Origin of the sequence: Arthrobacter sp. NPDC080031 (assembly GCF_040702485.1) — a bacterium.
Taxonomy (GTDB): domain Bacteria; phylum Actinomycetota; class Actinomycetes; order Actinomycetales; family Micrococcaceae; genus Arthrobacter.
Window position 1 is genome coordinate 139,884 of the sequence record NZ_JBFBLA010000005.1, and the last position, 25,437, is coordinate 165,320.

Here is a 25,437-nt window from a genome sequence, read left to right on the forward strand (position 1 = left end):
CCCGCACCGGAATCGGCGCGGGAAAGGTCCGGATTTACTTGTCTGCTTCGGCTTCGCCGGCAGCAGCTTCGGTGGCCTCGGCGGCCGGGGCTTCGACAGCTTCCGCAGCCGGAGCTTCGGCGGCCGGAGCTTCAGCGGCCTCGGCCTTGCTGCCTTCGAGGAGCTCGCGCTCCCACTCAGCCAGCGGCTCTTCCGGGGCCTCTGCAGCACCGGTTGCGCGCTGGTTACGGGCGATGAGGCCCTCAGCAACGGCGTCGGCAACCACGCGGGTGAGCAGGTTTACGGAGCGGATGGCGTCATCGTTACCCGGGATCGGGAAGTCAACTTCATCGGGGTCGCAGTTGGTGTCCAGGATGGCAACAACCGGGATGTTCAGCTTCTTGGCTTCGTCAACAGCCAGGTGTTCCTTCCTCGTGTCAACAACCCACAGAACGGAAGGAGCCTTGGTCAGGTTGCGGATACCACCGAGGTTGGTTTCCAGCTTGGTGAGTTCACGCTTGAGGAGCAGGAGCTCCTTCTTGGTGTAACCCGAGCCTGCGACGTCCTCGAAGTTGATCTCTTCGAGTTCCTTCATGCGCTGGATGCGCTTGGCAACGGTCTGGAAGTTGGTGAGCATACCGCCCAACCAACGCTGGTTGACGTACGGCTGGCCAACACGGGTAGCCTGCTCAGCAATTGCTTCCTGGGCCTGCTTCTTGGTGCCGACGAACAGGACGGTGCCGCCGTGGGCGACAGTAGCCTTGACGAACTCGAAAGCGCGGTCGATGTAGGACAGCGACTGCTGAAGGTCAATGATGTAGATGCCGTTGCGCTCCGTGAAGATAAATCGCTTCATCTTCGGGTTCCAACGACGGGTCTGGTGTCCAAAGTGGACGCCGCTGTCAAGCAGCTGGCGCATAGTTACGACGGGCATGCCGACGCTCCTTCCGGCAGGTCATTCATGAGAGAGCCACACGGGCCGCTCTTACCCTGCCAATAGTTGACGGTTAATTAGCCGGACCCGAACGGGCCTTGGCTCCTGGCATCCATTGCACTTCTCATCCGGCCAATGACTCGCCGGACCGCAAGAGGCGCAATCCTCCGCAGCACTGAATCCACGGGGATTCGCAATTGGAGGGTTGGATACGCGTAGTCAGCCTGGGACCCCCGCGCAACTGAATGAGAAGCGCTCCTGAACAAGCTTGAGGGCACAGCAAACTGCTCCACCAAGTGTACTACAGCGCCTTCAGCCTAATGACCGCAGAAGCCCCGGGTTCAGCTTCTGTCCTCCGGCAGATTTCCGGGACCGTTTTCCACATAGCCGAACTGGCCGCTTTCGCACCCTGCGGCGCCCGCGAAGGCTTGCTCCATGGGAACTTCACATCTTCCGGCCTGCATTCTTTTGCTTATCGCCCTGGGCGCGGCGCCTGCCGTTGCATCGGGCCCGCCGGGCATGGCCGTCCCGCCCGGCACCCACCCGGGGTGGGGGTGGCCGCTCTCCCCCAAGCCCGCCGTCGTGCGCGGCTTCGACCCTCCGGACAAGCCGTGGTTGAGCGGGCACCGCGGCGTGGATCTACAAGCAGCGGACGACGGCGCCACGGTCGCCTCCCCCGCCGAAGGCACCGTGAGCTTCGTGGGTGTCGTGGTGGACCGGCCCGTGATCGTCATCGACCACGGAGGCGGCCTACGCAGCAGCTTTGAGCCCGTGGACAGCGAACTCGCAGCGGGTGCCGCCGTGAGCAAGGGCCAAGCCATCGGCGTAGTGGGAATCGGCCACTGCGCCGGATCGCCGTGCCTCCACTGGGGAGTCCGGCATGGACAGGACTACGTCAACCCGCTTGCCTTCGTCACGGACCTCCGGCCGTCCGTGTTGCTGCCTCTGGAGGATTTGCTGCCCCTAGACGATGGCGGAAATCCCCGTGATGGCCCGCCCCGTGACAAGGGTGTTGATTTCGTGGGTGCCTTCGTAGGAGTAGATAGCCTCGGCGTCGGCGAAGATCTTGGCCATCTCGTAGTCCGTGACGATGCCGTTGCCGCCCAGGATTCCCCGGCCCAGCGCAACGCTTTCGCGCATGCGGGCCGTGGTGAAGGCTTTCGCCAAAGCGGATTGTTCGTCCTTGGCCAGACCGGCATCTTCAAGCTGCGCGAGTCGGACCATCATGCCCATGGAGCTGACTGCGTTGCCCAGGATCTGCACGAGTTGTTGCTGCACCAATTGGAACGATGCCAGGGGCCTCCCGAACTGCATGCGTTCAACCGCGTAGCGGCGGGCGACATCGAATGCCGCAAGCTGCTGGCCCACAGCCTGCCACGCGACCGAAAGCCGCGTGACCTTGAGGACCTTGTTGGTGTCCCTGAAGCTGTTGGCATGGGCCAGTTTGAAAAAGTCCGGGACCACCACGTTCTCAAGGGTGATATCAGCATTCTGGACAGTCCGCAGCGAGATCTTGTTCTCGATCTTGCTGGCCGTGAATCCGGGGAGGCTTGTGTCCACCAGGAAGCCCTTGACCTGGTTGTCGCCGAGGTCGCGGGCGAAGACCACAACCCAGTCCGAGAAGGTGGCGTTGCCGATCCAGCGCTTGGCCCCGTTGAGTATCCAGTTGCCGCCGTCGCGGCGCGCCGTGGTCCGGGTGCCGCCGGCAACGTCCGAGCCGCCTAAGGGCTCGGTCAGCCCGAAGGCGCCGATTTTCCTGAGGGAGTAGATGTCCGGCAGCCAGGCGTCCTGTTGCTTTTGAGATGCCAACGCCTCGATCGAACCAGTGAACAAGCCATCGTGAACGCCCATGAACGTGGCGATTGAGGCATCGGCGCGGGTCGCCTCTGCGTGGACCAAGCCAGCGAAAAGGTTGGAATAGCCCTGCCGCCTCACCGGGCTGACCAGGTCAATCTCGGCCAGCTTGGGGATCAGGCCCATGGGGAACTCGCCACGGTTCCAGCAATCGACAGCAATCGGCTTGACCTCACGGGCAAGGAAACCCCGGATCTCAGCCAGCCGGTCTTGTTCCTTGCCCGTGAGCAATTGCTCAAAGCCGTAGAAGTCGCCGTCGGCGTACGGGAGATTCTCGAGGTCGATTGCTGCCTTGGACATGGCGCTCCTTTGCATAAGTTACCGGTGAGTAACTTACCGCACTGGCAGTCCTCTAGACAAGCAACCAGGCATCCCGGGCCGAGCGATTCAGCCTGCTGTGCCCAGCCGGGCTCGAAGCCATGCGTCGATGTGTCCGTTGGCGGCTCGGGCCATCGGCGTCGCGTGTCCGGTGAATCCGTGAGGGGAGGCCGGATAGATACGCAGGTCGACATCGACACCGGCGTCCGAGATCCGTGCGGCCATGGCGAGATTGTCTTCCAGAAGGATGTCCTCGCTGCCGATCACGATCAGGATGGGCGGTAGCTCCGCGAGCTCGGCGAAGAGCGGCGAGATGTCGGGGTGGGTGCGATCCGGAGTAGTCCCGGCATAGGCGTCAAGAAAATACTCGTCGGCGATCAGGCGTCCGGCTGGAGTCTTCGCGGCGAGGTCATAGGTGCCGAACTGCAGCACGCCGCCACCGAATGCCGTGACCCGGCGGTCGCGCAAGCGCACAAGCGTAGACACCGCCAAGGTCGCGCCGGCAGAGAAGCCACCGATAGCGAGGTTCGCGGTACCAAAACGATCTTCGGCGTGCTCTACCAGCCACAGCGCTGCCGTCTCGCAGTCGTCGGGTGCGGATGGCCATGGGTGTTCGGGAGCGAGCCGGTAGTCCACGCTGACCACTGCGATACCCAGCGAATCCGCAAGCCGCCTGTTGCGAACGTCGCTTCCGGCCGCCGAGCCCATGTAAAAGCCGCCGCCGTGGATTTCCAGGAACACGCCGGCCACCGGCGTGCTGACCGGCACATGGATCCGCACCGGGACACTTCGGCCGAGTGCGGTTGCCACTTCTGCGGTTGGCCGTGGATCACACTCTGCAGGTGCCGCCGAGCCCGCTCGGAATGCGAGCAGCTCTTCCCGGTTGCCCGGACCGCGGCCGGCAGGCCTGCCGGCGTAGAACGCGCGGGATTCATCGACGAGTGACCACAGTTCGCGATCGATCAGCGAGGGCAATTTGAAGCTCACAATATGACTTTAGGGTGTGCATCCGGCACGTGAACAAGGCAGCACGCCGTGGCGCGTCCGGCCCGGCAGGTGCAGTATGGGGGGATGAATGCTACCGGCGCCGATGGTCCGGCGCAGGGGGGCCCTGTTGGTTCCGGGGCCCGCCTGCACCCGTGGAGCCGCTATGTGGCGCTCGGTGATTCGTTCACCGAAGGAGTGGGAGATCCGGAGCCGCGCAGCCCGGGAGGCCTGCGGGGCTGGGCGGACCGCGTCGCGGAAGAACTGAGCGCCGGACACGAAGATTTCGCGTACGCGAACCTGGCAGTCCGCGGACGGTTGCTCCATCAGATCCTGGATGAGCAGGTGGGCCCGGCGCTGGCCCTGAAACCGGATCTGATCACTCTCAATGCCGGGGGCAATGACCTGATCTTCCGCAGGAGCGATCCCGACAAACTCGCCGTGCGGATGGATGCCGGCGTGCAACTCCTGGCCTCGACCGGGGCAACAATCGTACTTTTCGCCGGCCCGGACTGGGGCGCTACGCCGGTCCTGGGACGGACCCGCGCCAAGGTGGCCATCTTCAACGAGAACCTGCGCACCATCGCTGCGCGCCACGATGCGGTCATCGCCGACCTTTGGGCCCTGCGTGAGCTCACCCACCCCCGGATGTGGGATCCGGACCGGCTGCACTTCTCGCCCCTGGGGCAGCACACCATCGCGATCATGGTGCTCAATACCCTCAACGTCCCCCACACCCTGGAACCGATGACACCGAAAGACCTTCCCGCTCGAAGCTGGCGGGAAGCAAGGACCGATGACATTATCTGGGCACGCGAGCACTTGTTCCCCTGGGTCCTGCAACGCCTCAAACAAGGAATCTCCGACGACGGGCGGCACGCGAAGCGGCCGGATCCGGGCCCGGTGTTCGGCGCCTGGATGCCGCCCGGGACGTTCGTGGAAAACGATCCAACGGCAACTAACTAGCTACATCAGGACGGCTACCTAACGCAGTGACAGAAAGAACGAGTGTTGACCACTCGTTCTTGCGGCGATCGGTCAGTCGTAGGCTCTAAAGTACGCGTGTGTGAAGTAATCACAACCGGGTGCCACCCGCCGGAACCCAAAGCGGACTCCCTTTTCGAGCGGCACCTTCCTGGAAAATCAACGAAGGATCACCCAGCTTCTGGTGCGTTATCCGGGCTGGGGAGGAGTTGACCATGAGGACCACGGATAAGCAACGGGAGGCAGCTGTATCGCGGCTCGAGGGCCGTGCACGGCTGGACCTCACAGGGATACTGCCCGCCAAGCACTTTCGCAAGCGCTGGACTGCTTTTGGCAGCACGGCGCTGATTGTTGCTGGCCTGCTGGCCGGGGTGGGGTTCGCCGCACCGGCGCATGCTGCCCCGAACACGGTGGTGTCACTGACGTTCGATGACGGCAACGCGGACCAGTTGACGGCCGAAGCCACGATGAAGAACCTGGGCTTGGTCGGCACGTTTTTCATCACCACCGGGTGGATCGACCAGCCCACTTACCTGACCACTGCAAACCTGCAGCAAATCGCCGCTGACGGCAATGAGATCGGCGGCCACACCGTCACCCACCCGGATCTTGTGTCCTTGACCCCCGCTGAGTCGACACGGCAAATCTGTAACGGCCGCGTGGCGCTGATGAACATGGGCTTCAAAGTCACCAGTTTCGCCTATCCGTTCGCTTCCGAAGACCCGCCCACCGAGGCCCTGGTGAAAGGGTGCGGGTTCAACAGTGCCCGCGGCCTGGGCGACGCGGCGAGCAAGGACCCGGCCTCGGCGACGCTTCCGGCGGCGGACACGATCCCGCCCGCCAATCCCTACGTGACTGTGGCACCGGATGAGGTGGACAGCACGTGGACCCTGCAGAATCTGCAGGACCAGGTCACCCACGCTCAAACAACCGGCGGGTGGGTCCAACTGACGTTCCACCACGTCGCCGTCGGAACGGACCCGACCCTGACGATCACCCCGACCCTGTTTAACCAGTTCGCCACCTGGCTGGCCCAGCAGAAGGCGGCTGGTACGGTCGCTGTGAAGACCGTGGACCAGGTCATTGGCGGCACCCAGCAGCCAGCGGTTCCGGGCCCTGCTGTACCTCCGCCACCCCCTCCGGGAACGAACATGATTCAAAACCCCGGCTTGGAGACCCTGGTCAACACGATCCCGCAGTGCTGGGCCGCAGGCGGGTACGGCACAAACACTCCCGCTTTCTCTATCGTCACGCCAGGTCACGCCGGTACGAACGCTGAACAGCTCACAGTCACAGGCTGGGTGTCAGGGGACGCGAAACTCCTGCCCGCCCTGGACCTGGGTGGTTGCTCACCGACCGGCACAACCGGACATAGATATCAGCTGAAGGCCTGGTTCAAATCCACTGCGCCAACCCAGTTCGAGCTCTATTACCGCATCGGTAACGGGTATTGGAAGTACTGGACCGCAAGCCCCTTGGTCCTCGCCTCGGCGAACTGGACCCAAATCACCTGGATCACGCCTCCCCTGCCGGCCGGTGCCTCGGGGATCAGTTGGGGCCTGAACATCCAAGCCAACGGGACCATCACCACCGACGACTACGAGATGTATGACATCGGCCCCTGATTCCCGAGATCGGGGTCAGCGGCGACTTTTGATGCGGCGGACGACCGCGGACGTGGAATAGTCAGGCACGTAGTCCAGGATCACCACCCGACCACCGCACCTTTCGACCACCGGGGCTTCCTCCAGGCTCCCCGCCTGGTAGTCGCCGCCTTTCGCATAGACATCTGGCCGGAGCGCCTCTATCAAGGGTATGGGCGTATCCGAGTGGAACACCGTGATGTAGTCCACGCAGCGGAGCGATGCAAGAAGGGCCGTCCTATCCTCCAGCCGGTTGACGGGCCGGCCCTCGCCTTTGAGCCTGCGCGTGGACTCATCCCCGTTGACCGCGACGACAAGGACGTCCCCCAGCTCCTTGGCCTGCTCAAGGTAACTCGTGTGGCCGCGGTGCAGCACATCGAAAACGCCGTTGGTCAGGACGATCCGCAGACCATGGGCGCGGGCCACGGAAACCTCACGCAACAACGTTCCGGGGTCGACCACCTTACCGGGAATGTCACTCAGGCGGTCAGAGAGATCCCCCAGTGAACACACTGCGGTCCCCGGCCGGTGGACTGCCACGTCTGCGGCCACTTGCGCCAGGTCTGCACTCAAGCGCAGTGGTAACCCGCTGGCCGCGGCCACGGTCAATGCGGCCACGAACGTGTCTCCCCCGCCACTGGCCTGCTTGTTCGGCACCGGATGGGCCCACGTTCGGTGGGCCTGCGCGCGCCCTTCAGCTGCGCCGGCGCTTTCTACCAGGACCGTTCCCTCGCGGTCCAGGGTCACCACTACGTTCCTCGACCGTGTCCTCGACAAGATGATCGGCGCTACTTCCCGCGCCCAATCGACTCGGCGGTCCGTCTCGACATCGCGTCCCGCCAGCCGTGCGGCCTCCGCGGCATTCGGCGTAACCAGGTCCGGTTCCAAAGGCGCCCACCGAGAGGCATCATGGGCGTCCACCACGAACAGTGGATTTTGCGGCGCCCAGCTGCGCAACTCGGAGGCGAGTCCGAGCGGCAAGAGCTCCTGCCCGTAATCGCATACAACCACTGCCCGGGAATCGGGGAGCACTTCCCGGGCGACGGCGACCATCTCGCCTTGTGCCTGGCCGAGCAGCAGAGTCTCCGTTGTCCCGGCCCGGCGGCGTGCACCGTCGTCGTACCTGAGGAGCAATTGATCCTCGCTGGACAACCGTGTTTTGCTTTGGGTCCTGAGGCCCGGCACGGTGATCACCCCGTGTGTGCCTACTCCGGCTTCCGTGAGGAGCCGCCGGAGCAGCCGGCCGTCGTCGTCGTCCCCGATCAACCCCAGGAGGGAAACCTTTGCGCCCAAGGCCGCCAGGTTCACGGCCGTATTGGCTCCTCCCCCCGGGCTGTATTCGCGGCTCAAGACATCGAACACCGGAACCGGGGCCTCCCGACAGAGCCGGTCGATGGACCCGGACCACCAACCATCAAGGATGAGTTCTCCAAGCACCACCACATGCGGGCGGCAGGCAGCGATGTCCTGTGGAAGCCTCGGATCCAGGGAGCGCCGGCCGGCGATGCGGCGGAAAACGCCGGCGTCGAAGGTGTCAATGGCGTTCATGAATCCCACCCCCCCGAAGGTTGATAGCCCGTGTGGCCGCCGCGGCAAGCGACGGCGGCCCTTGACGGCAGCTGCGCCCTGGCCCTTATGGTGAAAGTCCCGGTGTGAGGCAGGCTTCCATGGAAACACGTCCGATAGAGATCGATCCGCGTCGGTTCTGGCCCCAGGCGGGCTACGGCGACCTCTTCCCGGATGTGCGTCGAATTGGTGTTCTTCGAGGCGGGGGGCTGGGCGACCTGATTTTCGCGCTTCCCGCCATCGCCGCATTGTCCGCCGCTTACCCCGGCGCGTCCCTCACTTTGCTGGGCAGTGATGTCCACCGTTCCCTCGTGGCTGCCTGCGACACGGAGATTGAGGATGTGGAAGTGCTTGCCGACGGCTGGGACGGCTCCGCCGCGCCCTCCGGGCCGGGGGGCCCGCGATCCGGCGGCCGCGCCAACGATGGGTTGGAAGCCGCGGTCGCCCGGCTCCGGGGTCGGAGCTTCGACCTCTTGGTGCAGTTGCACGGCGGAGGACGCCAGTCCAATCCGTTCGTGCACCGCCTTGGCGCAAAACACACGGTCGGATGCGCCACACCTGAGGCAGCGAAGCTTGAGCGCAGTCTCCCCTATCAGGTATCGCAACCTGAAGTACTCCGCTGGCTCGAGGTGGCTTCGTTGGCCGGAGCGCAGCCTGTTGTTCTTGAACCGGTACTGAAGGCCAAGGCGCGGCCCTCGGCCCGACTGCGTGGAAACGTGCCCCGGCCTGTCGGACGGCGGGAAGTAGTGGTTGTCCACCCTGGCGCAAGCGATCCGCGTCGGCGCTGGCCGGCAGGATCTTTCGCACAGGTCGTGGCAGCCGTGGCCCGCGTCGGCTACGACGTGACCATCGTTGGCGGCGAAGAAGATGCGGCGACGGCGGAAGAGATCCGCGACCACGCGCGTGTGCTCCTCCAAGGCTCGGCTTCGGCCCCAAGAGGTGCCGGCCTGGTCACCGCAACGGCCGGGCGCTACGCCCTCGCCGATGTCGTGTCCCTCCTGTCTCATGCCACGGCCTTCCTTGGCAACGACAGCGGCCCAAGGCACCTGGCACAAGCCTTGGGTTGTCCTACCGTGGCCATCTTCTGGGGTCCGAACGCGATCAATGCCGCCCCCTTTTCGCGTGCCCGTCACGGCATCCACCTCGGGTGGCGAACGACGTGTCCGGTGTGCGGCGCCGCATCGGCGTTGGGAACCGGGCGTTGTCCTCATGATGTTTCCTATGTGGACGACGTTTCACCGGAAGCTGTATACGCAGATCTTTCACGTTTCCTCCTCCAGTAACCCCGGTTCCCAGGCCCACGTGACCCACGGCTTCACGGCCACGAGTCTTCGCCGCTAGGGCAAATGAGCAGCTCCCGGATTTCGCAGCCTTTTGGCTGCCCGAGGGCGAAAAGCACTGCATCAGCCACCTGCGCCGGATCGTTCAGCGAGGACCGATCGGAAGGCTTGTACTTCTCCTCCCGGTCATCGAAGAACGCCGTGTTCATCCCGCCGGGAATGAGGGTAGTGACACCGATCTGTCCGCGGGTTTCCGCCGCCAGTGCGCGGCTGAAGCCGATGACGCCGAACTTGGACGCGCAATACGCCGTGGCCTCGGGGAGCGCACGGAGCCCCAAAGTCGACGCAACGGTAACCACTCGCCCATTTGTTGACCGTTTGAGCCACGGCATGGCAGCCCGCACGACCGAGGCGGTTCCGAGAAGGTTGACGCCGATCACTTTGTCCCAGTCCCCGGGGGCCACGTCCTCAAGACGGCCGCACCGATCGATTCCTGCCGCGGTGACCACCGCGTCGAGGCCGCCGAAGGCATCTGCGGCGCTCGCGACGACGTCGGGCACCGCGCGTGGGTCCGACACGTCGAGCGCGAATCCGGCCCTCCGTGAACCATTCCCGTTGCTGCCACTCGCCGCGCTGACATCCAGGACCACCGCGTTTCCGCCTGCTGACAGGACGCCCTGCACCACAGCGGCCCCGAGTCCGGACGAACCACCCGTCACCATTACCGTCCGTCCGGCGAGCTTTCCTTGCGTTTCCGTCTCCATGTCCAGCCTCCCTGTTGGATGTTCACCTTTATTCGCGTCGACCATCTTGGCCCTGGCCGCCCTACCCGATCTTTTCGAGGACGGCTGCCAGCTGCGTCGTGGAACGGTCGGGGTGATGGGGCAATGTCACCGTGCGTCCTCCCCACTGCTCCAACAACATCGATTCCGGCAACCGCGTCCCGGCGTAATCTCCGCCCTTGATCCACAAGTCGGGGCGGATTTCGGCAAGGACCTGCTCCGGTGTGTCCTCCTCGAAGACCGCAACGGCGTCAACGCACCTGAGTGCGAGCAACAACTCGACCCTGTCCCGCAGACCGATCACAGGGCGCCCAGGCCCTTTGAGCCGCCTTACGGACTCGTCCGAGTTCAGGCAGACAATCAAACAATCACCAAGCCGCCTGGCGGCTTCGAGGGTACGGACATGACCGGCGTGGACAAGATCGAAACAGCCACCGGTGGCAACCACGGTCCCGTGCCGGGACCGTACTCGACGGGCGAGTTCGACGGCGGCAGATCGCGATTCCCACTTGTCTGCGTCATCCACCTCCTTGGCCTTCGCAACATGGCCGACCCCTCCGGAGTCCAGGAACTGAGCGGCTTCCGTGACTGCCGCCTGCACTGCCTCCGGCATGGACTCCCGAGCTGCCAGTTGCAGGCCCAGGGAAGCGGCGAATCTGTCACCGGCACCGCACGGATCCACGACTGAAACGGACGGAGCGGGGATCATCCGTGGGACACTTGGCCCGTTCGACGCCGCAGGTTCGCCCGGATGTTCCAACAACAGGGCGCCCAGCTCACCGAGGGTCACCACGACGGAGGCGCTGGACCATCGTTCGAGAAGCTGTTCCGCGGCAGCGGCCGCGGACACGGCGCCGTTGGCAGGGATGCCGCTGAACCCTGCGGCCTCGGCCGCGTTCGGCGTTACCGCGGCCACTCCGGGAACCGGCTCGGCACCAGCTGGATGCGGATCCCAGATGATAGGTATCCGCTCGGCGAGTGCCTCAAGGCGCGATCGGAGCCGCGGATTGCGCGTCAGTCCGCGGCCGTAGTCTGCCACAACGATGGCGTCCATTTCGTCCAGCGGAGACAACAGATAGTCACCCAGCTCAGGAACAGGAGCCGTTCCGCATCCGGTGTCGATTCGCACCACTGCCTGGTCAGCCGCCCTAACCCTTGTTTTGATGGGTGTTGGCCCCAGCAAGGGTGCTTCCGAAATAGCAACTCCGGCGAGCGCCGCACGGATCTTCCCGGCCCACTCGTCCGCGGACAGAGCCGTGAGCAGCCGGACGTCATGTCCATCCTCCAGCAGCATGGATGCCACGAGCCCGGCGCCGCCTGCCCGGTAGAGGGTTTCTTTGATGTCCACGATCGGTACAGGCGCGTCCGGGCACAGCCGCTCGGCGTCCCCGAACATATCGACGTCCAGCAGAACGTCACCAACCACCGCAATTTTCATAATTGCCCCACCAGCCTTTCCACAGCGGCGTCGAAGCACCCGCACAGCGCGTGCAGCGCGATCAGGTGGGCTTCCTGGACGTTCGGCGCCGGAGCGTTGACACAGATGGCCTCGTCGACGACGTCGGCCAATGGATTTGGGGCAGGCCCGGTCAGGGCCCAGGTGGTAGCGCCCGCTTCTTTGGCCGCGCGTGCCGCCGCCAGGAGGTTGGGGCTTCTGCCACTGGTCGTCAGGAGGAGAAGCACGTCGCCCCTGCGGATATGCCCTGTTACCTGCCGTGCGAACACTGAGTCGTAGCCGTAGTCGTTCCCGATCGCCGTCATGGCGGAGCTGTCACCGTGCAGGGCGATAGCGGAAAACGGCGGACGCTCCCCGGAATAGCGGCCCAGCAGCTCGGCGGTGAAATGCTGGACTTCTGCGGCAGATCCTCCGTTGCCCGCTGCAAGGATCCGGTGGCCGACTATGAGGCGGCGTGCCAGGTCTTCGCCCCATTCGGCCAGGCGGGAGGACTCGCGTCGCAGCGACGCCACCGCCGGGCCCACCTGAAAAAGGTGTTCAAGGACGACGTCCACGCCTTGGGGTGTGTGGGCGACGGGCATTCGGCGATTGCGTGGCAGTCGCCTTCCAACGGTCGTCATCACGCCCCGCTCCTTCCGAATCCACTGCCGTCCAATCTCACGACGCGCCGTCTGGATGCGCCGCCCAGCATGGATTCATAAACGCGTTCCGTGTCTGCGGCGACGCGGCTCCAGGTATAGCGGTCCCGCACACGGGTCACGCCTGCACGCCCCATGGAGCGGGCCATATCCGGCTGGGAGAGCAATTCAGCAAGGGCCTCGGCGAGGGCGTCCGGGTCCTTGGGAGGAATTTGAAGGCCGGTGACGCCATGGGTGATTGTGTCCGAAAGCCCGCCAACGGCCGTCGCGATGACCGGGATGCCGCATCCCATCGCTTCGAGCGGAACAATCCCGAAGGGCTCATACCAGGGAGCACAAACCACGACGTCTGCGCTCCTCAGTACGGCCGGCATCCTTTCACGCGGCACCTGACCGGTGAATTTCACTTGCGTTGAGACACCGACGTCGGAGGCGAGATTGCGCAGTCTGCGCACCTCAGGGTCCTCGTCCAACGCGTCGGTTCCTGCACCGCCCCCCACCACCCAGAGCTCGGCATTCCTGATGCCGCGCAGTGCCAAGCCGGAGAGCGACTGAATAACAGTGTCCACGCCCTTGCGTGGAACCAAGCGGCCGACGGTGAGGATCCGATACCCCTCGGGCCCGGGTTCGGCAGGTCCGTGGGGAGTGAACATCGCCGTGTCGACACCACACGGGACGATGGAGATGCGCGTGCGATCAACCCCGAGCCTTTTCAACTCGAAGACCTCATCAGTGCACGTCGCCACCACCCGGTCTACCGACTGTCCCACCCACGGCTCCATCCATTCCCGTTCCTTCGGGCTTGTGTCTTGGGCACCCTGATGGCGGCGCTTGACGCTGCCCAGGGCGTGGAAGGTTTGCGCCATGTGCGGACTCTCTTCGGTGTCGGAGCCGAGCTGCTGAGTGGCCTCGATGCACGCAACCCCCGACATCCAGAAATGGCTGTGTGCCACCTCCGGGGCTCCGCCCCTCCAGTCCGCAGCGATTCCCTCCGCGAGGGCCGGCATGAAGGGAAGCAGTTCGTCCTTGGGGACGGGCTCAGGCGGACCGGCCGCTACATTGACTACCTCATATCCCTCGCTGAGCGTCACCCGGGCTGGCAATGCCCGGTTGTCCTTGCGGGTGTAGACCGTGACGTCGTGTCCACGGACCGCAAGGGCCTTCGCAAGTTCGGCCACGTGGACGTTCTGGCCGCCGGCATCCACTCCCCCGATGGTCGCCAAGGGGCTCGCATGTTCCGAAATCAGGGAAATCTTCATTCCGCTCTCCTTCCACGCATGGCTGCAGCGCAGATCACTGGCCCAGCACCAGATCCCAACGCTGTAGGAACATTTCGAGACCGTACTTCTCCAGGGCGGCCGCGCGGGCCGCCCGTCCGCAGGCAGCTGCGTGGTCCGGTTCGGCGATGAACCGGGCCGCAGCTTCCGTCAGTTCCCCCAAGTCGTCCGAGACGGCGCCCGCATCGGGCGGCACCGCCCTGCACGCTTCCGTAGCGGCTACGACAATGACCGGCATCGCCATGAACATCGCTTCCAGGAGGGACAGGCCCAGGGAAGTCCATCTGGCGGTGTGCAGGTATGCGCGATTGTCCGCAAGCTTCGTATGAACGTCCGCTGTCGGCAGGTCTCCTTTCCATATGAGCCGCCCGGCGGGGAGGTTCAGCCTCGCGGCCGTTTCCAGGCCTCCGATGCCGAAGAGCTCTATTGGGGCGACTCCTGCGAAGGCCGGCAGGAGATCAGTGCCTGTTATCCGCCACCGCCGGACGGGTTCGTTGATCATGACGCCGAGGCCTTCGCGGCTCCCGGTGTAAAGCGCTCCGGGGTCGGGAATACCGTGTTCGATTACCACGGTCGGTGCCCGTCCGTTATCCCAGTACAGCCGGTTGAAATGGGTGACGTGGATTATCGGAATCCGATTCTGGCCGGCGAGCGGGTGAACGGAGTTGGTAGCGTGGGGCTTCGGGGTGTTGTGTTCCACATAGAAGGCAGGCAGATCCCGTCCCGGCGTCCGGCCTGTCAGGCGATTGGCGAAGTCCAGTTCCTCGGGGCGCTGCAGGACCACAGCATCGATTTCCATTCCCGCAAGATCTTCGGGAGAGACCTCAAGGACCGTCTCCGGCCAATTTCTCCCGGCCCGTCCAAGTCCCCAAGGGCCGCGATCTGGCGTCGTGGGCAGCAAATACTGGTGCCCGCCCCTGACGAAGGAGTCTGTCCAGCCGCCGTGGACGTGCCATAGCAGGATCTTCATCGCCCCGCTCCTGACCGCGGGATGCCGCGTGATCCGAGGGCGGCCCCTGTGCGCGAAGCGAGGCGGTGAACTGCCTCCACTACCCGTTCCGGAGTGATCGAACTGAGGCAGGGATGTCCGGGAACGGGACATTCCCTGGCCCGGGTCATCGCACAGGGGGCATCCTGGTAGCCGAGCAATTCGAGGGGGATCCCGTACGGGGCCCAGTTCGCCGCCGCCGTCACCGGGGCGAAAAGGCAAACCACCGGAGTATGGACGGCCGCCGCGAGGTGCGCCGGCCCCGTGTTGCCGGTGATCATCAGGGCCGCACCGGAGATGAGCTGGCCGAGTCCGGCGACGTCGGTCCGTCCGGCCAGGTTGTGCGCCCCGTTCCCCGCTATCCCGGCACATAAGGCGATATCGCCGGGGCCGCCTGTCACCAGGACCTCCAAGCCTTCAGCGACCAACAGCCGAACGCATTCCGCGTAGTGCCCGGCGGGCCAGGTCCGGGCAGGAGCGTCGGCGCCGGGATGTACCACGATGTAAGGGGGCGTCGCTTCGGACTGCCAGAGCGCGGCGAGCTGGGAAGGCGGCACCCATGGTTCCGGCAACAGCACAGCGAGTGAGCCGTCGTCGTCGGCCGCCAGCTCAAAACCCGCCGCGCGGACGACGGCGAGGCCTCGCTCCGGTTCGGGAAGCAGGTCCTCGACGTCGGTGCCTGGGCGGAGCCGGATGTCGAGGAGCGATCCCGGGTAGTCCTCGGAAATGGCGGTGATGTGTTTGACGCCTGCCATCCGCAGCAGGAGGGCGGTGGGGAGGGGAGACTGGTGGAAAGAAGTCAGGATCACTGCTTCGGCGGGCGGGTCTTTCAACGAAGCCAGCAGTTCCACCACGCTTGTTGTGGTCGCGGCCGGGGCTGGATTCGCTATCCAGGGACAATCCCAGACAATAACCCGTTCGACGCCGGGAAGGAGGCGGGCAGCCTCTTCCCCGCGCGGACCGCACAACATAGTCACCGTCCGGGGACCATGCGCCACCGCCCGCACGGCTGGCCCGGTCATCAGCATGTCGCCCATGCTGTCGAACCGCACAACCAGGGCGTCGTCCGTCATGGCGTGACCCGCCGGTCCCGGCCGTCGGGGCCGTTCCCTTCCTGCTCCGCTTGAAGCAGGGGCAGGACTGCCCAGAGGTCTTGGGCGACGCGGGACGCCCGGCTCACCTCGACTTCAAGGGTCTCCCGTGTCGGCACGAGGATCCCCCGGCTGCCTGCGGCATGCGCGGCCGCGATGTCTGCACCGATATCTCCCACTACCGCGACTTCGTCCGGCCGGAGCCCCAGCTCGGCCGCGGCAGCGAGGACCATGCCAGGCCGCGGCTTGCGGCAGGAACACCCGTCCGCCGGCCCGTGGGGACAGAACTTCCATACATCGAACGGCCCGATCAGCGCGTCCACCTTCCGGTTGACCGCTTGCACTTGCTCCTTCGTGAGAAGCCCACGGGCGATTCCGGATTGGTTGCTGATCACGCCGAGTTTGACGCCCGTCCGGCGCAGTTCGCTGAGGAGGGCCTCGGCACCTGGCATGGGCCGAACGAGTGCTAGCTCCGAATTGTATGGAACGTTGACAATCAAGGTCCCGTCCCGATCGAAAAGTACGCCTCGAATCGACGTAGTTTTGCCGCGTCTCTCCATGACTCCCCCGGATTCCAGTCCGTACCATTGATAATAGTAAGCTTGCTTAGCTTTTAGGAAGGGTGAAATGTGAACAAGCCAGGGGACCCGCCGGGAAGCACAGCTCCCGGCCTCCTGATCCTCCGGGCCCTGGGCCTGGGAGACCTTCTCGTGGCAGTCCCCGCATTGCGGGCCCTGAGGCGGCATTTCTCCGCACACTTCCTGGTCCTTGCCACCGCGCCGTGGCTTTCGCCGATCGTGAAAATGACCGGCATTGCCGACCGGCATCTCCCCGTAGCCGGATTGGGGCCGGCCACAACGACCGCCCTGGCCGAAATCGAACCACCCGACGTCGCAGTCAACCTGCATGGAAACGGGCAGCAGAGCCGGGACGCAGTCCTCGCGTCCAAGCCGTCCCGGTATTTGGGCCATGCCGTGCAGGGCCCAGGCTCGGGACCGGCTTTCGGCCGATCAACCCAGGCGGAGGGAGCCCCGTGGATGGAGGAGCTCCACGAGCGCGAGCGCTGGGTCAGGATGCTGGACTGGTACGGGATCGAGGGCGACCCTGAGGACTTCCGGCTGGCAATGCCCGCCGCCCACGGCTCGGCAATAATCCCGCTTGGGGCGTCGGTGCTGCACGTCGGAGCGGCATCCGGAAGCAGGCTCTGGCCGGTGGATCGCTTTGCTGAAGTAGCCCGGGAACTGGAGGGGCACGGCCACCGGGTTGCACTCACCGGGGGAAAGGCCGATCAGCATCGGGCACGGGCCGTGGCCAGGCTCGCCGGCTTGGACGACGGCCAGATCCTCGCGGGACGGCAGGACCTCGAAGAATTCGCCGCAACACTGGCCAACGCCCGTCTACTCGTATCCGGCGACACCGGAGCGGCCCATCTTGCCAGCGCCTTCGCGACGCCGTCGGCAGTCATCTTCGGGCCGGCCGCCGCGAGCCGGTGGGGGCCGCCACCTTCGGGCCCCCACGCCGTGTTGACGGATGCCACGAAACGCAGGGGCGATCCTTTCGCGGATTCACCCGACCCGGCCTTGCTCGCGGTCACCGTCGAGGACGTGCTGCGTGCGCTATCCAGGCTTGGCGTCGCTTGACTCAGGCTCAGTGACGACTGACGCGGACGAGTTTTGCCCGGCCCCGCCGGAGATCGATCCACGCTTCAGCCCGTCGTCCGCAGTGCTCTGCGCGGTCATCGAGCGCGCCCAAATCTTTCCAAAATGAGCCTTGCCCTGACCCACCCGCGGTGATATAAGAAATATATACCAGCCACCATAGATCGGCTGGGTGACAACAAAAGCTGCGATCTGCAAGGAGTGACACACCATGCTGATGCGAACGGACCCGTTCCGTGAATTCGACCGGCTTGCCGAACAAGTGCTCGGCACCGCCACAAGGCCGGCAGCCATGCCGATGGACGCCTGGCGCGAAGGCGAGGACTTCGTGGTCGCCTTCGATCTGCCGGGAGTCAACGTGGACTCGGTGGACATCGACGTCGAACGCAACGTGCTGACCGTCAAGGCCGAACGCCCGGACCCTGTCAGCGAGGGCACGGAACTGATCGCCTCCGAACGCCCCCGCGGCGTCTTCAGCCGCCAGCTCATCCTCGGCGACGCGCTGGACACCAACGGCGTCAAGGCAAGCTACGACGCCGGAGTCCTGACCCTGCGCATCCCGGTGGCGGAGAAAGCGAAGCCGCGCCACATCGAAATCGAAACCGGCGGAAAACAGCGCCAGGAGATCAGCGCCTGAGCACCGGCGCAGCCAGCGCAGAGATAGATGGGGCCCGAGGATAACTCCCGCAACGATGGTCCCCGGCTGAACGGACCGGGGACCATCCCCGTCCCCCGCCCACGCGGCATACCTCGAAGCACGAAGGAGATCCTGATGAGTGCCTGGCGTCCGTACGACAGCCAGTTGATGCCTGCGTTCTACGAACGCTTTGAAAAACGGTGGGGCAAAGGAACAGCTCCGTTCCTGGACCCCGAAACCCATGAAGAACCCATGCCGCGCGCCCAATGGATCAACCCGGACACCGGAGCCGCCGTCGCTGTCGTGCCCATCTGGACCGAGGACCCCCAGCACCGCTCCTTCGGAGTGTTCTACCTGCCACCGGCCGGCGACATCTGGGTCCTGCGGCCCGGCTTCACGAACTACCTCGAAACCGATCCCAGGAACAAAGAGCAAGCCACCCTGCGCAACGACGCTTTCCGAAAGGCCGTCGCGCACGCCAAGGAATTCATCTATGGAACCCAGCCCTGAAATCCGGCCAATGACCAAGCGGATGCACTACCCCGCAAGCACGGCAGCACCATCCCGCGGATCAACCGCGGGGCGGAGGACTCTCGCCGCGGTCCGGGCGCTGGGTGACATTCCGGGGAATGCCATGACGCCTCCACAGATCCGCCGGTTCCTTCAGGAGTGCCTCATCGCAGTTATGGCAGACGGCTCAGTACCCCGCGCCGAGGCCTGCTACGGGCTCTACGTCAGCTGGTGCGCCCTGAACTGGAAGGTACCCCTTCCTAAGGACGCGTTCCGCACGGCCTTGCGTCTGGCTGGCGTTTGTCCGGAAACGAAAGGAAAGAAGGGTGCAATTTCCCTGCACCGGCCACGTGCGGCGAAAGGAGACGGGCCTGCAGCGGCGGGCTGGGCAGCTGAAGGAAGGGAGCAGGGATGTCCGGTTTCAGGGGCATCAGCGGCAATGTGGCCTTGATCGGCAGTGGCTTGATCTACGCAGCGACGGCAGCATCGTGACCGATGCGCACGTTGTCGAGGACCAGCAGAGACAGCCCGACACGAGCGTTCAGGTCCAGCTGGCCGATGGCACCCGGACCAGCGCCTCGGTGCTTGCCGTGGACGACCCCACGGACGTAGCAGTCATCAGGGCAGAGCGGTCGAATCTTCCCGCGGCGCGGTTCTCGACCGCCACGCCTGAGGCCGGGGACCTGACGGTGGTGATCGGTACCCCTGTGGGCCTGGAAGACACTGTCACCTCGGGGATTGTCTCCGGGCTTCACCGGAACATGCCGCCTTCCCGGGAACAACCCCAAGGGGCCCTTGACCTGATCCAGACCGACGCTCCTATCTCGCCGGGAAATTCAGGTGGAGCCGTCGCCGACAACAAAGGCCAGATCATCGGGCTGTCCGAGGCGTACTTGCCTCCGAGCTCGGGAGCTGTGGCCATCGGCTTTGTCACGCCCTCGGCCACCGTCACGAACGTCGCGGACCAGCTGCTGAAGAACGGAAAGCCTCCCACGCCGTCCTTGGGCTGATCCCGGCCGACCTCACTCCCGAAATCGTCCAGCGCTTCAACCTGCCAACCACCACTGGAGCACTGGTCATCCAGGTTTCACCCGGAGGCCCGGCCGACAAGGCCGGCATCCGGACAGGGGACATCATCACCTCCTTCGCCGGGCAGAAGATCGCCGAAGTCACCGACCTGCTCGCAGCCCTGCGCAGGCCCAACCCGGCCAGCAGGCCGCCATCACTGCCCAGCGCGGAACCGACACCAAGACGTTCAACGCCATGCTGGGAGACACCTCAAACAGCGGCTGAACAAGAGGGCCTCCGACGCCGGAAAATCGATCCCCGCGTCGCCGGCCCAAACCCAAACCCAAAAAGCGCACTGTGCGTGAAAACCGAGAAGAAAAGGAGTGGTTTGCATGGTCAAGGTCGCCGTGGTGGTCGGAAGCACCCGGCCCGGGCGCCGGAGCAGGCAAGTGGCGGACTGGGTATTCTCCCGGGCAACAACACGCGGAGGCGCGGACTTCGAAATCCTGGATCTGGCCGAGCACAAGCTGCCGCTGCTGGACGAGCCGCTGCCTCCATCCCTCGGGGACTACAAGCACGAGCACACCAAGGCCTGGGCGCAAACGATCTCCCGCTTCGACGGCTTCATCTTTGTCACCGCTGAATACAACCACTCGGTTCCCGGGGTGTTGAAAAACGCCCTGGACTTCCTCTACGCGGAATGGAACAACAAAGCCGCCGGATTCGTCTCCTACGGAAGCGCCGGCGGGGTCCGGGCCGCCGCCAGCTCCCGTTCCAGCCGCCGGTTCACCGCTTCACGCTCAAGGACCATGCGGATGCCGGCCAATTCCTCCCTTGCACCAAATGGGCGCCGGTGCTATAAAAAATCTATACCAGCCACCATAGCAAACCGGCGGTCCTGGAGGGAATGTTCGCACGGAAAGCGGAACCATGAAAGAACACAGCCCGGACCCCTACAAGGTCCTCCGCCTGGATCCGGCAGCCACGGCGCGTGAAGTCAGCCGCGCCTACCGGGCACTTGTTCGCGCCCACCATCCAGACACCCGCGCCCCCCGAGCCGTGGCCGCAGGCCCGGACACCGGCGCACAAGAACTGCGCGACATCATGGACGCCTACGCGATCCTCCGCGACCCGGTCAAACGGGCCGCGTACGACCGGCAGCGGGCGGGATCCCCGCGGCCCGAAAACGTTCCATCCCCGCGAAACCCACAAGGACCCTCCGTCCGCTCATCGCAAGGACCCTCCGGCGCTGCCCTCATCATTGGCCCCGTGCGCTGGGAACCCCCCGCAGGCCAAGCCCACGGACAGCAGCCCACGAGCCCATGGGATCTCTTCCACCAATTGCCGGAACGCCGAGCAGCACGGGACGAAGAAGGATCCGCACCGGGCGGGTACCGGATCCCGTGGTGGATCCTTCATTGAATTGAATCGGCCACTCAATCTTAGTCGCGCCAACGGTGCATCCGGTGGGGTTCGAACCCACGACCCGAGGATTAAAAGTCCCCTGCTCTGACCACTGAGCTACGGATGCAAACCGGCCTTGAGGGCGCGGTCGGTGTAAACCTTCGCACGACCGAAATTGCGCCAAAGACCGGCTTTGAACCTGTGCTGTCAGTCTCCGTTTTCGTAGGCTTCCGGGTATTCGTCTTCGTTGTCGACGGAGAGCCCCCTTGCCTGCTCGATGAGGTCAGCTTCGGCGGCTTCCGCTTCCGTGGCGGCTATCCCGTCGTAGTCTGCGCTGCCGGGCTGCACGTCCGTGCGCTGGTCGATGAAGTCCTCCTGCGGCACCCCCTCGGGTGCCCGGTTTGCCTCCATCGGTTCTTCTTCGATTAGCGGCAGGACCGCTGTGTGCTGCTCGAGTGCGTCGGCTTCGGGTACTTCCGGGCCGATTTCCTCCGGCTCGATGTTCATCGTCAATCTCCTCTGGATCTATCGGAACGAATCCCCTGCGGGCGAAGGACTTCCGGGGATATTCAGGCCCGGATCGCCTGCTGGACCAAGGACGCACCCGGTGCGCCGGCGCGGCCGGCAGGTCCTGTTGGTACCCGCCGGCCCGTGTTCCCACCGTTTCGCCGTTCGGGCTGTCCAGCGAGCCCCGGGCTCGCGGCTCAGTGCGAAGGGCTGACCATGTGGTGCCGGTGTTCCTCGGTGCTGGGCTTGATGGCCGTCGCGGTGACGACGAGCGCCACCAGGCCGGTGATCCAGGACGTCCAGGCCACCCCGGTTTGCATGGCGTAGGAACCCGGCCACGGGGAAAGGAACAACAGGGCGCCGAAGGCTGCCTGGATCCACTCCATGGCCGGCGTTCCGGGCATGGCCAGATTGATGACACCGCTAATGACCAGCAAAGCGCCGAACACGAGCATCAAGGCAGTCGAACCACCGGCCGCCTTGGTCCAGATGACCGATAGCGCAGCATAGAGCCCGGCGGCAACCGTGACCCAATCCTGCCATCGTGTCCATTTCTTCATAGGAAACCACCTTTCTAGATGTGAGGAGCCCTGCCCGGCCCACTCACGACTCATCGGTGCGGCAGAAACTCTTCATGGCCGGCCCTGAGATCCATGCCTCGTCATCTTCCCGGCGCTCCTTGCCCTGGCCCTTGTCCTGGCGCTCCTTCCCCTGGTGCTCCTTGTCCTGGTTCTTGTCCCTGTCCCGGCCCGGAACCGGCCAGCCGGCGTCGTGGGTATCCGCACGCACCGCCGATCATCAACAGGAAGCCCAGGATGCCCAGAACCGGGACGTGCACCGCGATGCCCAGAATCAACAGGCCCATACCTCCCAGGGCGACGAAAACGCCGGCCCACTTGCGAAGCCACAGTCCGGAAGGCGTCCCCGAGGCCAGTTCCCGGGCGAGGGCAGGGTCCTGGGCAGCCAGATCCGCTTCCAGAGCCTGGAGGCGCCTGCGCTCATACTCCGACAGCGCCATCGCTTGCCCCCCCGCATCGTCATGTTTTCCTCACTCCCGTAACGAGCGATGCGAATCCTCCAGCCAACTTGTGCAGTCGCTGCTATAGATTTTTTATAGCACTGGAAGGAGGGCAGATCAAGAGGGCGTCTTGGGTGCGGTGTCCAAACCGGCTCCGGAGGCGTAGTGTCGACTTAAGAGATTTCGGGATGGTGGTCGGATCCGGGGATTTGAATGCCAGGGCTGTGAACGGCGGAAGCAATCACGGCCAAGGCCCGGGGTTGGGACCCTGGGCATCCCTTGGAATCGAGGCCGCATGGCCCGCATTGACGCATCACCTACAACGGAACAATTGCAGGACCTCCTGCTCGAAAGTCCCGGCTTCACGGAATTCCTTCTCGGCTTGGTCACCATCTCAGCATCGATGCTGGGCGGACGGGAGCGCGTGTTGTGTGCCATCACGGTCGAGCGTGACGGCGGGCCCTCCACCGTAGCCAGCAGCACCGAGAAGGCGCGGCGCCTGGACGAAAAACAATACGCTTTCGACGACGGCCCTTGCCTTACCGCATTGCGTCACCGGCACCGGGTGCTCATTGACGATCTGCAAGGCAACGGCCGCTGGGCAGGGTACGCACGGGCGGTGCACGGCGAAGGCATACGCTCGGTCCTCGCGGTACCCATCCAAACCGACCCGTCATCGCGCGCTGCGCTGAACTGCTACGCCTACGCTCCGGGGACCTTCGACGACGCCATGACGGTCGCCGTAGAGGAGCATGCCGAAACCATTTCCAAGACGCTGAGGCTGGCCCTGCGCCTCCATGTCCCCGAACCTTATCCGGAACACCTGCGTTCGGCCCTGCAGTCACGCGCGGTGGTGGACGCGGCGATATCCTTGATCATGCTCCATAACCGGTGCGGACGGGACCGGGCAATGGAACTCCTCCAGATCGCGGCGCGGGACAGCAACCGCCGCCTTCACGAGATCGCCACCGACATCCTGCACACCTCTTCCCCTCCGGGCCCGACTCCCCCGTCCGGTTCCTCCACTTCGTCCCGGGCCCCCGATGAATGACTGGGACGCACCGGGTCCGGGAATTCCTGAGCGGGCGTCCGAGCAACGGCGATGCGCTGCCGTCTGGTACCGCGACGGCAGCACGGGCCTGGCCAGGTTGTGGACCTACTTCTACGGGATCGGCGGGGATGCGGACGAAATGGCCTTGGATGCCTACCTTCACGAACTTGGCGACCTCCCACCCTCCCAAATGAACCTTCTGGCCTTGGCAATCCAGGAAATGGACGCCGAAGGGACGGCAGGGACGTGAATGGTCAGGAGCACACACGCACCCACAGGTCGTTGGCGGGTCTGGCCCCGCATCCGGACCAGGATCTTGGCTACACCCTCCAGGACCTGGTCCTGGACAGCATCGACGTCGGGGACTTCCTGACCGAATTAGCCACCGTGGCCTCGGACGTGCTCTCGACCGCGAACAACTCAGTCACCTGCAGTATCACCGTTATACGGAGGAAGAGAGGAGTTGCCACTGCCAGCAGCGATGCACGGGGCCGGACCCTCGATGAATTGCAGAACGGGTACGGAAACGGTCCCTGCCTGACAGCCCTTCGACACGGTTCAGTGATTTTCGTGCCCGATACCCGGCGTGATAGCCGCTGGACCGACTACATGGAAGTTGTTCGGCGGCACGGCATCGGCTCGATCCTGGCAGTGCCGCTTGAAATGGCGGGCGAAGCCGAGGCCGTGATGAACCTTTACTCGGACAACACCCACGGTTTTTCGGGCCCGGACATCAGCACTGCGGAAGCGTTGGCCGGGGGCGCCGCGAAATCCCTGCGCCTGGCACTGAGGATCGCACACCTGCGCGATGCACGGGACGACCTTACCGCGGCCATGCAGTCCCGCTCGACCATCGATACCGCCGTCGGAATTGTCATGGCGCAAAACCGTTGCGGCCGGGACGCTGCCTTCAAAGTGCTGACCCAGGCATCCAACAACCGAAACATGAAGCTCCGCGACATCGCCGCGCAAGTCATTGCCTCCATCTCGGGTGAAACCGACGTAGTACTGCACTTCGAGGAATAGCCGGATCGTGGGGAAAGCGGCGGGCTAAGCTAAGAACAGCGCACCACCGCGCAGGACGGGAATACCTTCACGGGAACCTTGCGGGCGTTGCACTCGACCTAGATGAATGAGGACCATGGCGCGGAAACTCCCGCTGGATGAGCTATCCACCGTTATTGCCCGGATCCAGGGCCTGCTGCTCACCGAAGAGAAAGTGGACCGCGCCGTGCGGTTGCTCGCCCGGGCCATCAAGGACTCCGTGACCGGGGCCACCGGCGCAGGGGTCTCCATCCTGGATTCCCGAGGCAGGCGGACCAGCAGCGCGTCCACGGACCAAACGGTCACCCGCGCGGATGCCCTCCAGTACGACCTGGGCCAAGGACCGTGCCTGACAGCCTGGGCCACGGAAGAAACGGTGACCGTGCGGGACATCGCAACAGACCCGCGCTGGCCGGACTGGACCGCCGCCGTGAAAGACCTGCCCATCCGTTCGGTTATCAGCACCCCGTTGCTCGCAGGACAGGAATGCATCGGCGCCCTGAAGATCTACTCGGACCACGCCGGCGCTTTCGGTGAGGACGCCGCGCGGGTGCTGGAACTCTTCGCCGCCCCCGCCGCAACGCTGCTTGCGAACATCCAGTCCAGCGAAGCACCGCACCGCATCAGCGAAGCCCTGGCGGCGTCCCTGCACAGCCGCGACCTGGTCAACCAGGCCTGCGGCATCCTGATGCAGCGCCACTGCCTGACCGCGGACATGGCCCTTGCCGTACTGATGCGCCGGGCCCGGCGGCAAAACAGCACACTGGGCCAGATCAGCGCCGATCTCCTCGCCGGAATACCGGCCGTCTCGAACTAAGGGCAGGCC

27 protein-coding genes, 1 tRNA gene and 2 pseudogenes are annotated in these 25,437 nt (G+C 64.8%); 14 read left to right on the forward strand and 16 right to left on the reverse strand.

The window, feature by feature from the left end; all coding sequences use genetic code 11:
* Positions 1-34: 34 nt before the first annotated feature.
* Positions 35-913 carry a 30S ribosomal protein S2 gene (gene rpsB / locus AB0323_RS06020; RefSeq protein WP_366176507.1) on the reverse strand — a complete coding sequence of 293 codons (879 nt, stop codon included), beginning with the start codon at positions 911-913 and terminating at the stop codon, positions 35-37.
* A 435-nt stretch (positions 914-1,348) separates the two neighbouring features.
* Here rpsB and AB0323_RS06025 point away from each other — a divergent pair.
* A pseudogene (locus AB0323_RS06025) lies at positions 1,349-1,861 on the forward strand (M23 family metallopeptidase); the annotation flags it as partial.
* 15 nt (positions 1,862-1,876) lie between these two features.
* On the opposite strand, the gene AB0323_RS06030 reads toward AB0323_RS06025, so the two are convergent.
* Both AB0323_RS06030 and AB0323_RS06035 read right to left on the reverse strand, forming a co-directional pair.
* The gene (locus AB0323_RS06030; protein ID WP_366176508.1) at positions 1,877-3,067 is read right to left on the reverse strand and encodes an acyl-CoA dehydrogenase family protein; all 1,191 of its coding nucleotides are present in this window, start codon (positions 3,065-3,067) and stop codon (positions 1,877-1,879) included.
* Between the two features lie 87 nt (positions 3,068-3,154).
* Positions 3,155-4,072, reverse strand: a complete 918-nt coding sequence (locus AB0323_RS06035; RefSeq protein WP_366176509.1) for an alpha/beta hydrolase — start codon at positions 4,070-4,072, stop codon at positions 3,155-3,157.
* A gap of 84 nt (positions 4,073-4,156) precedes the next feature.
* On the opposite strand from AB0323_RS06035, the gene AB0323_RS06040 reads away from it, so the two are divergent.
* Positions 4,157-5,035, forward strand: coding sequence for an SGNH/GDSL hydrolase family protein (locus AB0323_RS06040; protein WP_366176510.1), 879 nt, complete (start codon positions 4,157-4,159; stop codon positions 5,033-5,035).
* A 233-nt stretch (positions 5,036-5,268) separates the two neighbouring features.
* Positions 5,269-6,678: a polysaccharide deacetylase family protein gene (locus AB0323_RS06045; RefSeq protein ID WP_366176511.1), complete on the forward strand. Its 1,410-nt coding sequence runs from the start codon at positions 5,269-5,271 to the stop codon at positions 6,676-6,678.
* A gap of 15 nt (positions 6,679-6,693) precedes the next feature.
* Here AB0323_RS06045 and rfaE2 read toward each other — a convergent pair whose 3' ends face one another.
* The gene (gene rfaE2 / locus AB0323_RS06050; RefSeq protein ID WP_366176512.1) at positions 6,694-8,244 is read right to left on the reverse strand and encodes a D-glycero-beta-D-manno-heptose 1-phosphate adenylyltransferase; all 1,551 of its coding nucleotides are present in this window, start codon (positions 8,242-8,244) and stop codon (positions 6,694-6,696) included.
* Positions 8,245-8,363: 119 nt separating this feature from the next.
* Here rfaE2 and AB0323_RS06055 point away from each other — a divergent pair, with 119 nt between their 5' ends.
* Positions 8,364-9,545, forward strand: coding sequence for a glycosyltransferase family 9 protein (locus tag AB0323_RS06055; protein ID WP_366176513.1), 1,182 nt, complete (start codon positions 8,364-8,366; stop codon positions 9,543-9,545).
* A 32-nt stretch (positions 9,546-9,577) separates the two neighbouring features.
* Here the strand turns inward: AB0323_RS06055 and AB0323_RS06060 are convergent, their stop codons facing one another.
* From AB0323_RS06060 to AB0323_RS06090, 7 genes are all read right to left on the reverse strand, one after another.
* A complete protein-coding gene (locus AB0323_RS06060) occupies positions 9,578-10,306 on the reverse strand; it encodes an SDR family oxidoreductase (protein ID WP_366176514.1) in 729 nt (242 codons plus the stop codon).
* Between the two features lie 61 nt (positions 10,307-10,367).
* Positions 10,368-11,762 carry a PfkB family carbohydrate kinase gene (locus AB0323_RS06065; RefSeq protein ID WP_366176515.1) on the reverse strand — a complete coding sequence of 465 codons (1,395 nt, stop codon included), beginning with the start codon at positions 11,760-11,762 and terminating at the stop codon, positions 10,368-10,370.
* Entirely contained in the window at positions 11,759-12,361 is a 603-nt protein-coding gene (locus AB0323_RS06070) for an SIS domain-containing protein (RefSeq protein ID WP_366176516.1), read from the reverse strand. The genes AB0323_RS06065 and AB0323_RS06070 overlap by 4 nt, the downstream gene beginning before the upstream one ends.
* Before the next feature lie 38 nt (positions 12,362-12,399).
* Positions 12,400-13,677, reverse strand: coding sequence for a glycosyltransferase (locus AB0323_RS06075; protein WP_366176517.1), 1,278 nt, complete (start codon positions 13,675-13,677; stop codon positions 12,400-12,402).
* 34 nt (positions 13,678-13,711) lie between these two features.
* Entirely contained in the window at positions 13,712-14,665 is a 954-nt protein-coding gene (locus tag AB0323_RS06080) for a glycosyltransferase (protein ID WP_366176518.1), read from the reverse strand.
* Positions 14,662-15,756 carry a glycosyltransferase family 9 protein gene (locus AB0323_RS06085; protein WP_366176519.1) on the reverse strand — a complete coding sequence of 365 codons (1,095 nt, stop codon included), beginning with the start codon at positions 15,754-15,756 and terminating at the stop codon, positions 14,662-14,664. Before AB0323_RS06085 ends, AB0323_RS06080 begins: the two co-directional genes overlap by 4 nt.
* Positions 15,753-16,334 (reverse strand): HAD-IIIA family hydrolase, encoded by a 582-nt coding sequence (locus tag AB0323_RS06090; protein ID WP_366176520.1) that lies wholly within the window; start codon positions 16,332-16,334, stop codon positions 15,753-15,755. The genes AB0323_RS06085 and AB0323_RS06090 overlap by 4 nt, the downstream gene beginning before the upstream one ends.
* Before the next feature lie 69 nt (positions 16,335-16,403).
* Here AB0323_RS06090 and AB0323_RS06095 point away from each other — a divergent pair, with 69 nt between their 5' ends.
* The 6 genes from AB0323_RS06095 (at position 16,404) to AB0323_RS06120 (ending at position 21,009) form a co-directional block, all read left to right on the forward strand.
* On the forward strand, positions 16,404-17,414 hold the full coding sequence (locus tag AB0323_RS06095; RefSeq protein WP_366176521.1) for a glycosyltransferase family 9 protein: 1,011 nt from the start codon (positions 16,404-16,406) through the stop codon (positions 17,412-17,414).
* Positions 17,415-17,643: 229 nt separating this feature from the next.
* Entirely contained in the window at positions 17,644-18,069 is a 426-nt protein-coding gene (locus AB0323_RS06100) for an Hsp20/alpha crystallin family protein (RefSeq protein ID WP_366176522.1), read from the forward strand.
* Positions 18,070-18,204: 135 nt separating this feature from the next.
* Positions 18,205-18,579 carry a hypothetical protein gene (locus tag AB0323_RS06105; RefSeq protein WP_364531945.1) on the forward strand — a complete coding sequence of 125 codons (375 nt, stop codon included), beginning with the start codon at positions 18,205-18,207 and terminating at the stop codon, positions 18,577-18,579.
* Between the two features lie 488 nt (positions 18,580-19,067).
* On the forward strand, positions 19,068-19,589 hold the full coding sequence (locus AB0323_RS06110) for a trypsin-like peptidase domain-containing protein (protein ID WP_366176523.1): 522 nt from the start codon (positions 19,068-19,070) through the stop codon (positions 19,587-19,589).
* A gap of 390 nt (positions 19,590-19,979) precedes the next feature.
* The gene (locus AB0323_RS06115) at positions 19,980-20,582 is read left to right on the forward strand and encodes an NAD(P)H-dependent oxidoreductase (RefSeq protein WP_366176524.1); all 603 of its coding nucleotides are present in this window, start codon (positions 19,980-19,982) and stop codon (positions 20,580-20,582) included.
* The gene (locus tag AB0323_RS06120; protein ID WP_366176525.1) at positions 20,518-21,009 is read left to right on the forward strand and encodes a DnaJ domain-containing protein; all 492 of its coding nucleotides are present in this window, start codon (positions 20,518-20,520) and stop codon (positions 21,007-21,009) included. The genes AB0323_RS06115 and AB0323_RS06120 overlap by 65 nt, the downstream gene beginning before the upstream one ends.
* A 36-nt stretch (positions 21,010-21,045) precedes the next feature.
* Here the strand turns inward: AB0323_RS06120 and AB0323_RS06125 are convergent.
* The 5 genes and pseudogenes from AB0323_RS06125 to AB0323_RS06145 all read right to left on the reverse strand — a co-directional run.
* Positions 21,046-21,118, reverse strand: a tRNA-Lys gene (locus AB0323_RS06125).
* Between the two features lie 80 nt (positions 21,119-21,198).
* Positions 21,199-21,498 (reverse strand): hypothetical protein, encoded by a 300-nt coding sequence (locus AB0323_RS06130; RefSeq protein ID WP_366176526.1) that lies wholly within the window; start codon positions 21,496-21,498, stop codon positions 21,199-21,201.
* A gap of 197 nt (positions 21,499-21,695) precedes the next feature.
* Entirely contained in the window at positions 21,696-22,058 is a 363-nt protein-coding gene (locus AB0323_RS06135) for an SPW repeat protein (RefSeq protein WP_366176527.1), read from the reverse strand.
* Between the two features lie 43 nt (positions 22,059-22,101).
* Positions 22,102-22,287, reverse strand: coding sequence for a hypothetical protein (locus AB0323_RS06140; RefSeq protein WP_366176581.1), 186 nt, complete (start codon positions 22,285-22,287; stop codon positions 22,102-22,104).
* A 52-nt stretch (positions 22,288-22,339) separates the two neighbouring features.
* A pseudogene (locus AB0323_RS06145) lies at positions 22,340-22,516 on the reverse strand (DUF3040 domain-containing protein); the annotation flags it as partial.
* A gap of 295 nt (positions 22,517-22,811) precedes the next feature.
* On the opposite strand from AB0323_RS06145, the gene AB0323_RS06150 reads away from it, so the two are divergent.
* The 4 genes from AB0323_RS06150 (at position 22,812) to AB0323_RS06165 (ending at position 25,428) form a co-directional block, all read left to right on the forward strand.
* Complete coding sequence (locus AB0323_RS06150) at positions 22,812-23,567, forward strand: GAF and ANTAR domain-containing protein (RefSeq protein WP_366176528.1); 756 nt, start codon at positions 22,812-22,814, stop codon at positions 23,565-23,567.
* Positions 23,560-23,817 (forward strand): hypothetical protein, encoded by a 258-nt coding sequence (locus AB0323_RS06155; RefSeq protein WP_366176529.1) that lies wholly within the window; start codon positions 23,560-23,562, stop codon positions 23,815-23,817. Before AB0323_RS06150 ends, AB0323_RS06155 begins: the two co-directional genes overlap by 8 nt.
* Positions 23,814-24,593: a GAF and ANTAR domain-containing protein gene (locus AB0323_RS06160; RefSeq protein ID WP_366176530.1), complete on the forward strand. Its 780-nt coding sequence runs from the start codon at positions 23,814-23,816 to the stop codon at positions 24,591-24,593. Before AB0323_RS06155 ends, AB0323_RS06160 begins: the two co-directional genes overlap by 4 nt.
* A 115-nt stretch (positions 24,594-24,708) precedes the next feature.
* Positions 24,709-25,428, forward strand: a complete 720-nt coding sequence (locus AB0323_RS06165) for a GAF and ANTAR domain-containing protein (RefSeq protein WP_366176531.1) — start codon at positions 24,709-24,711, stop codon at positions 25,426-25,428.
* Positions 25,429-25,437: the final 9 nt, after the last annotated feature.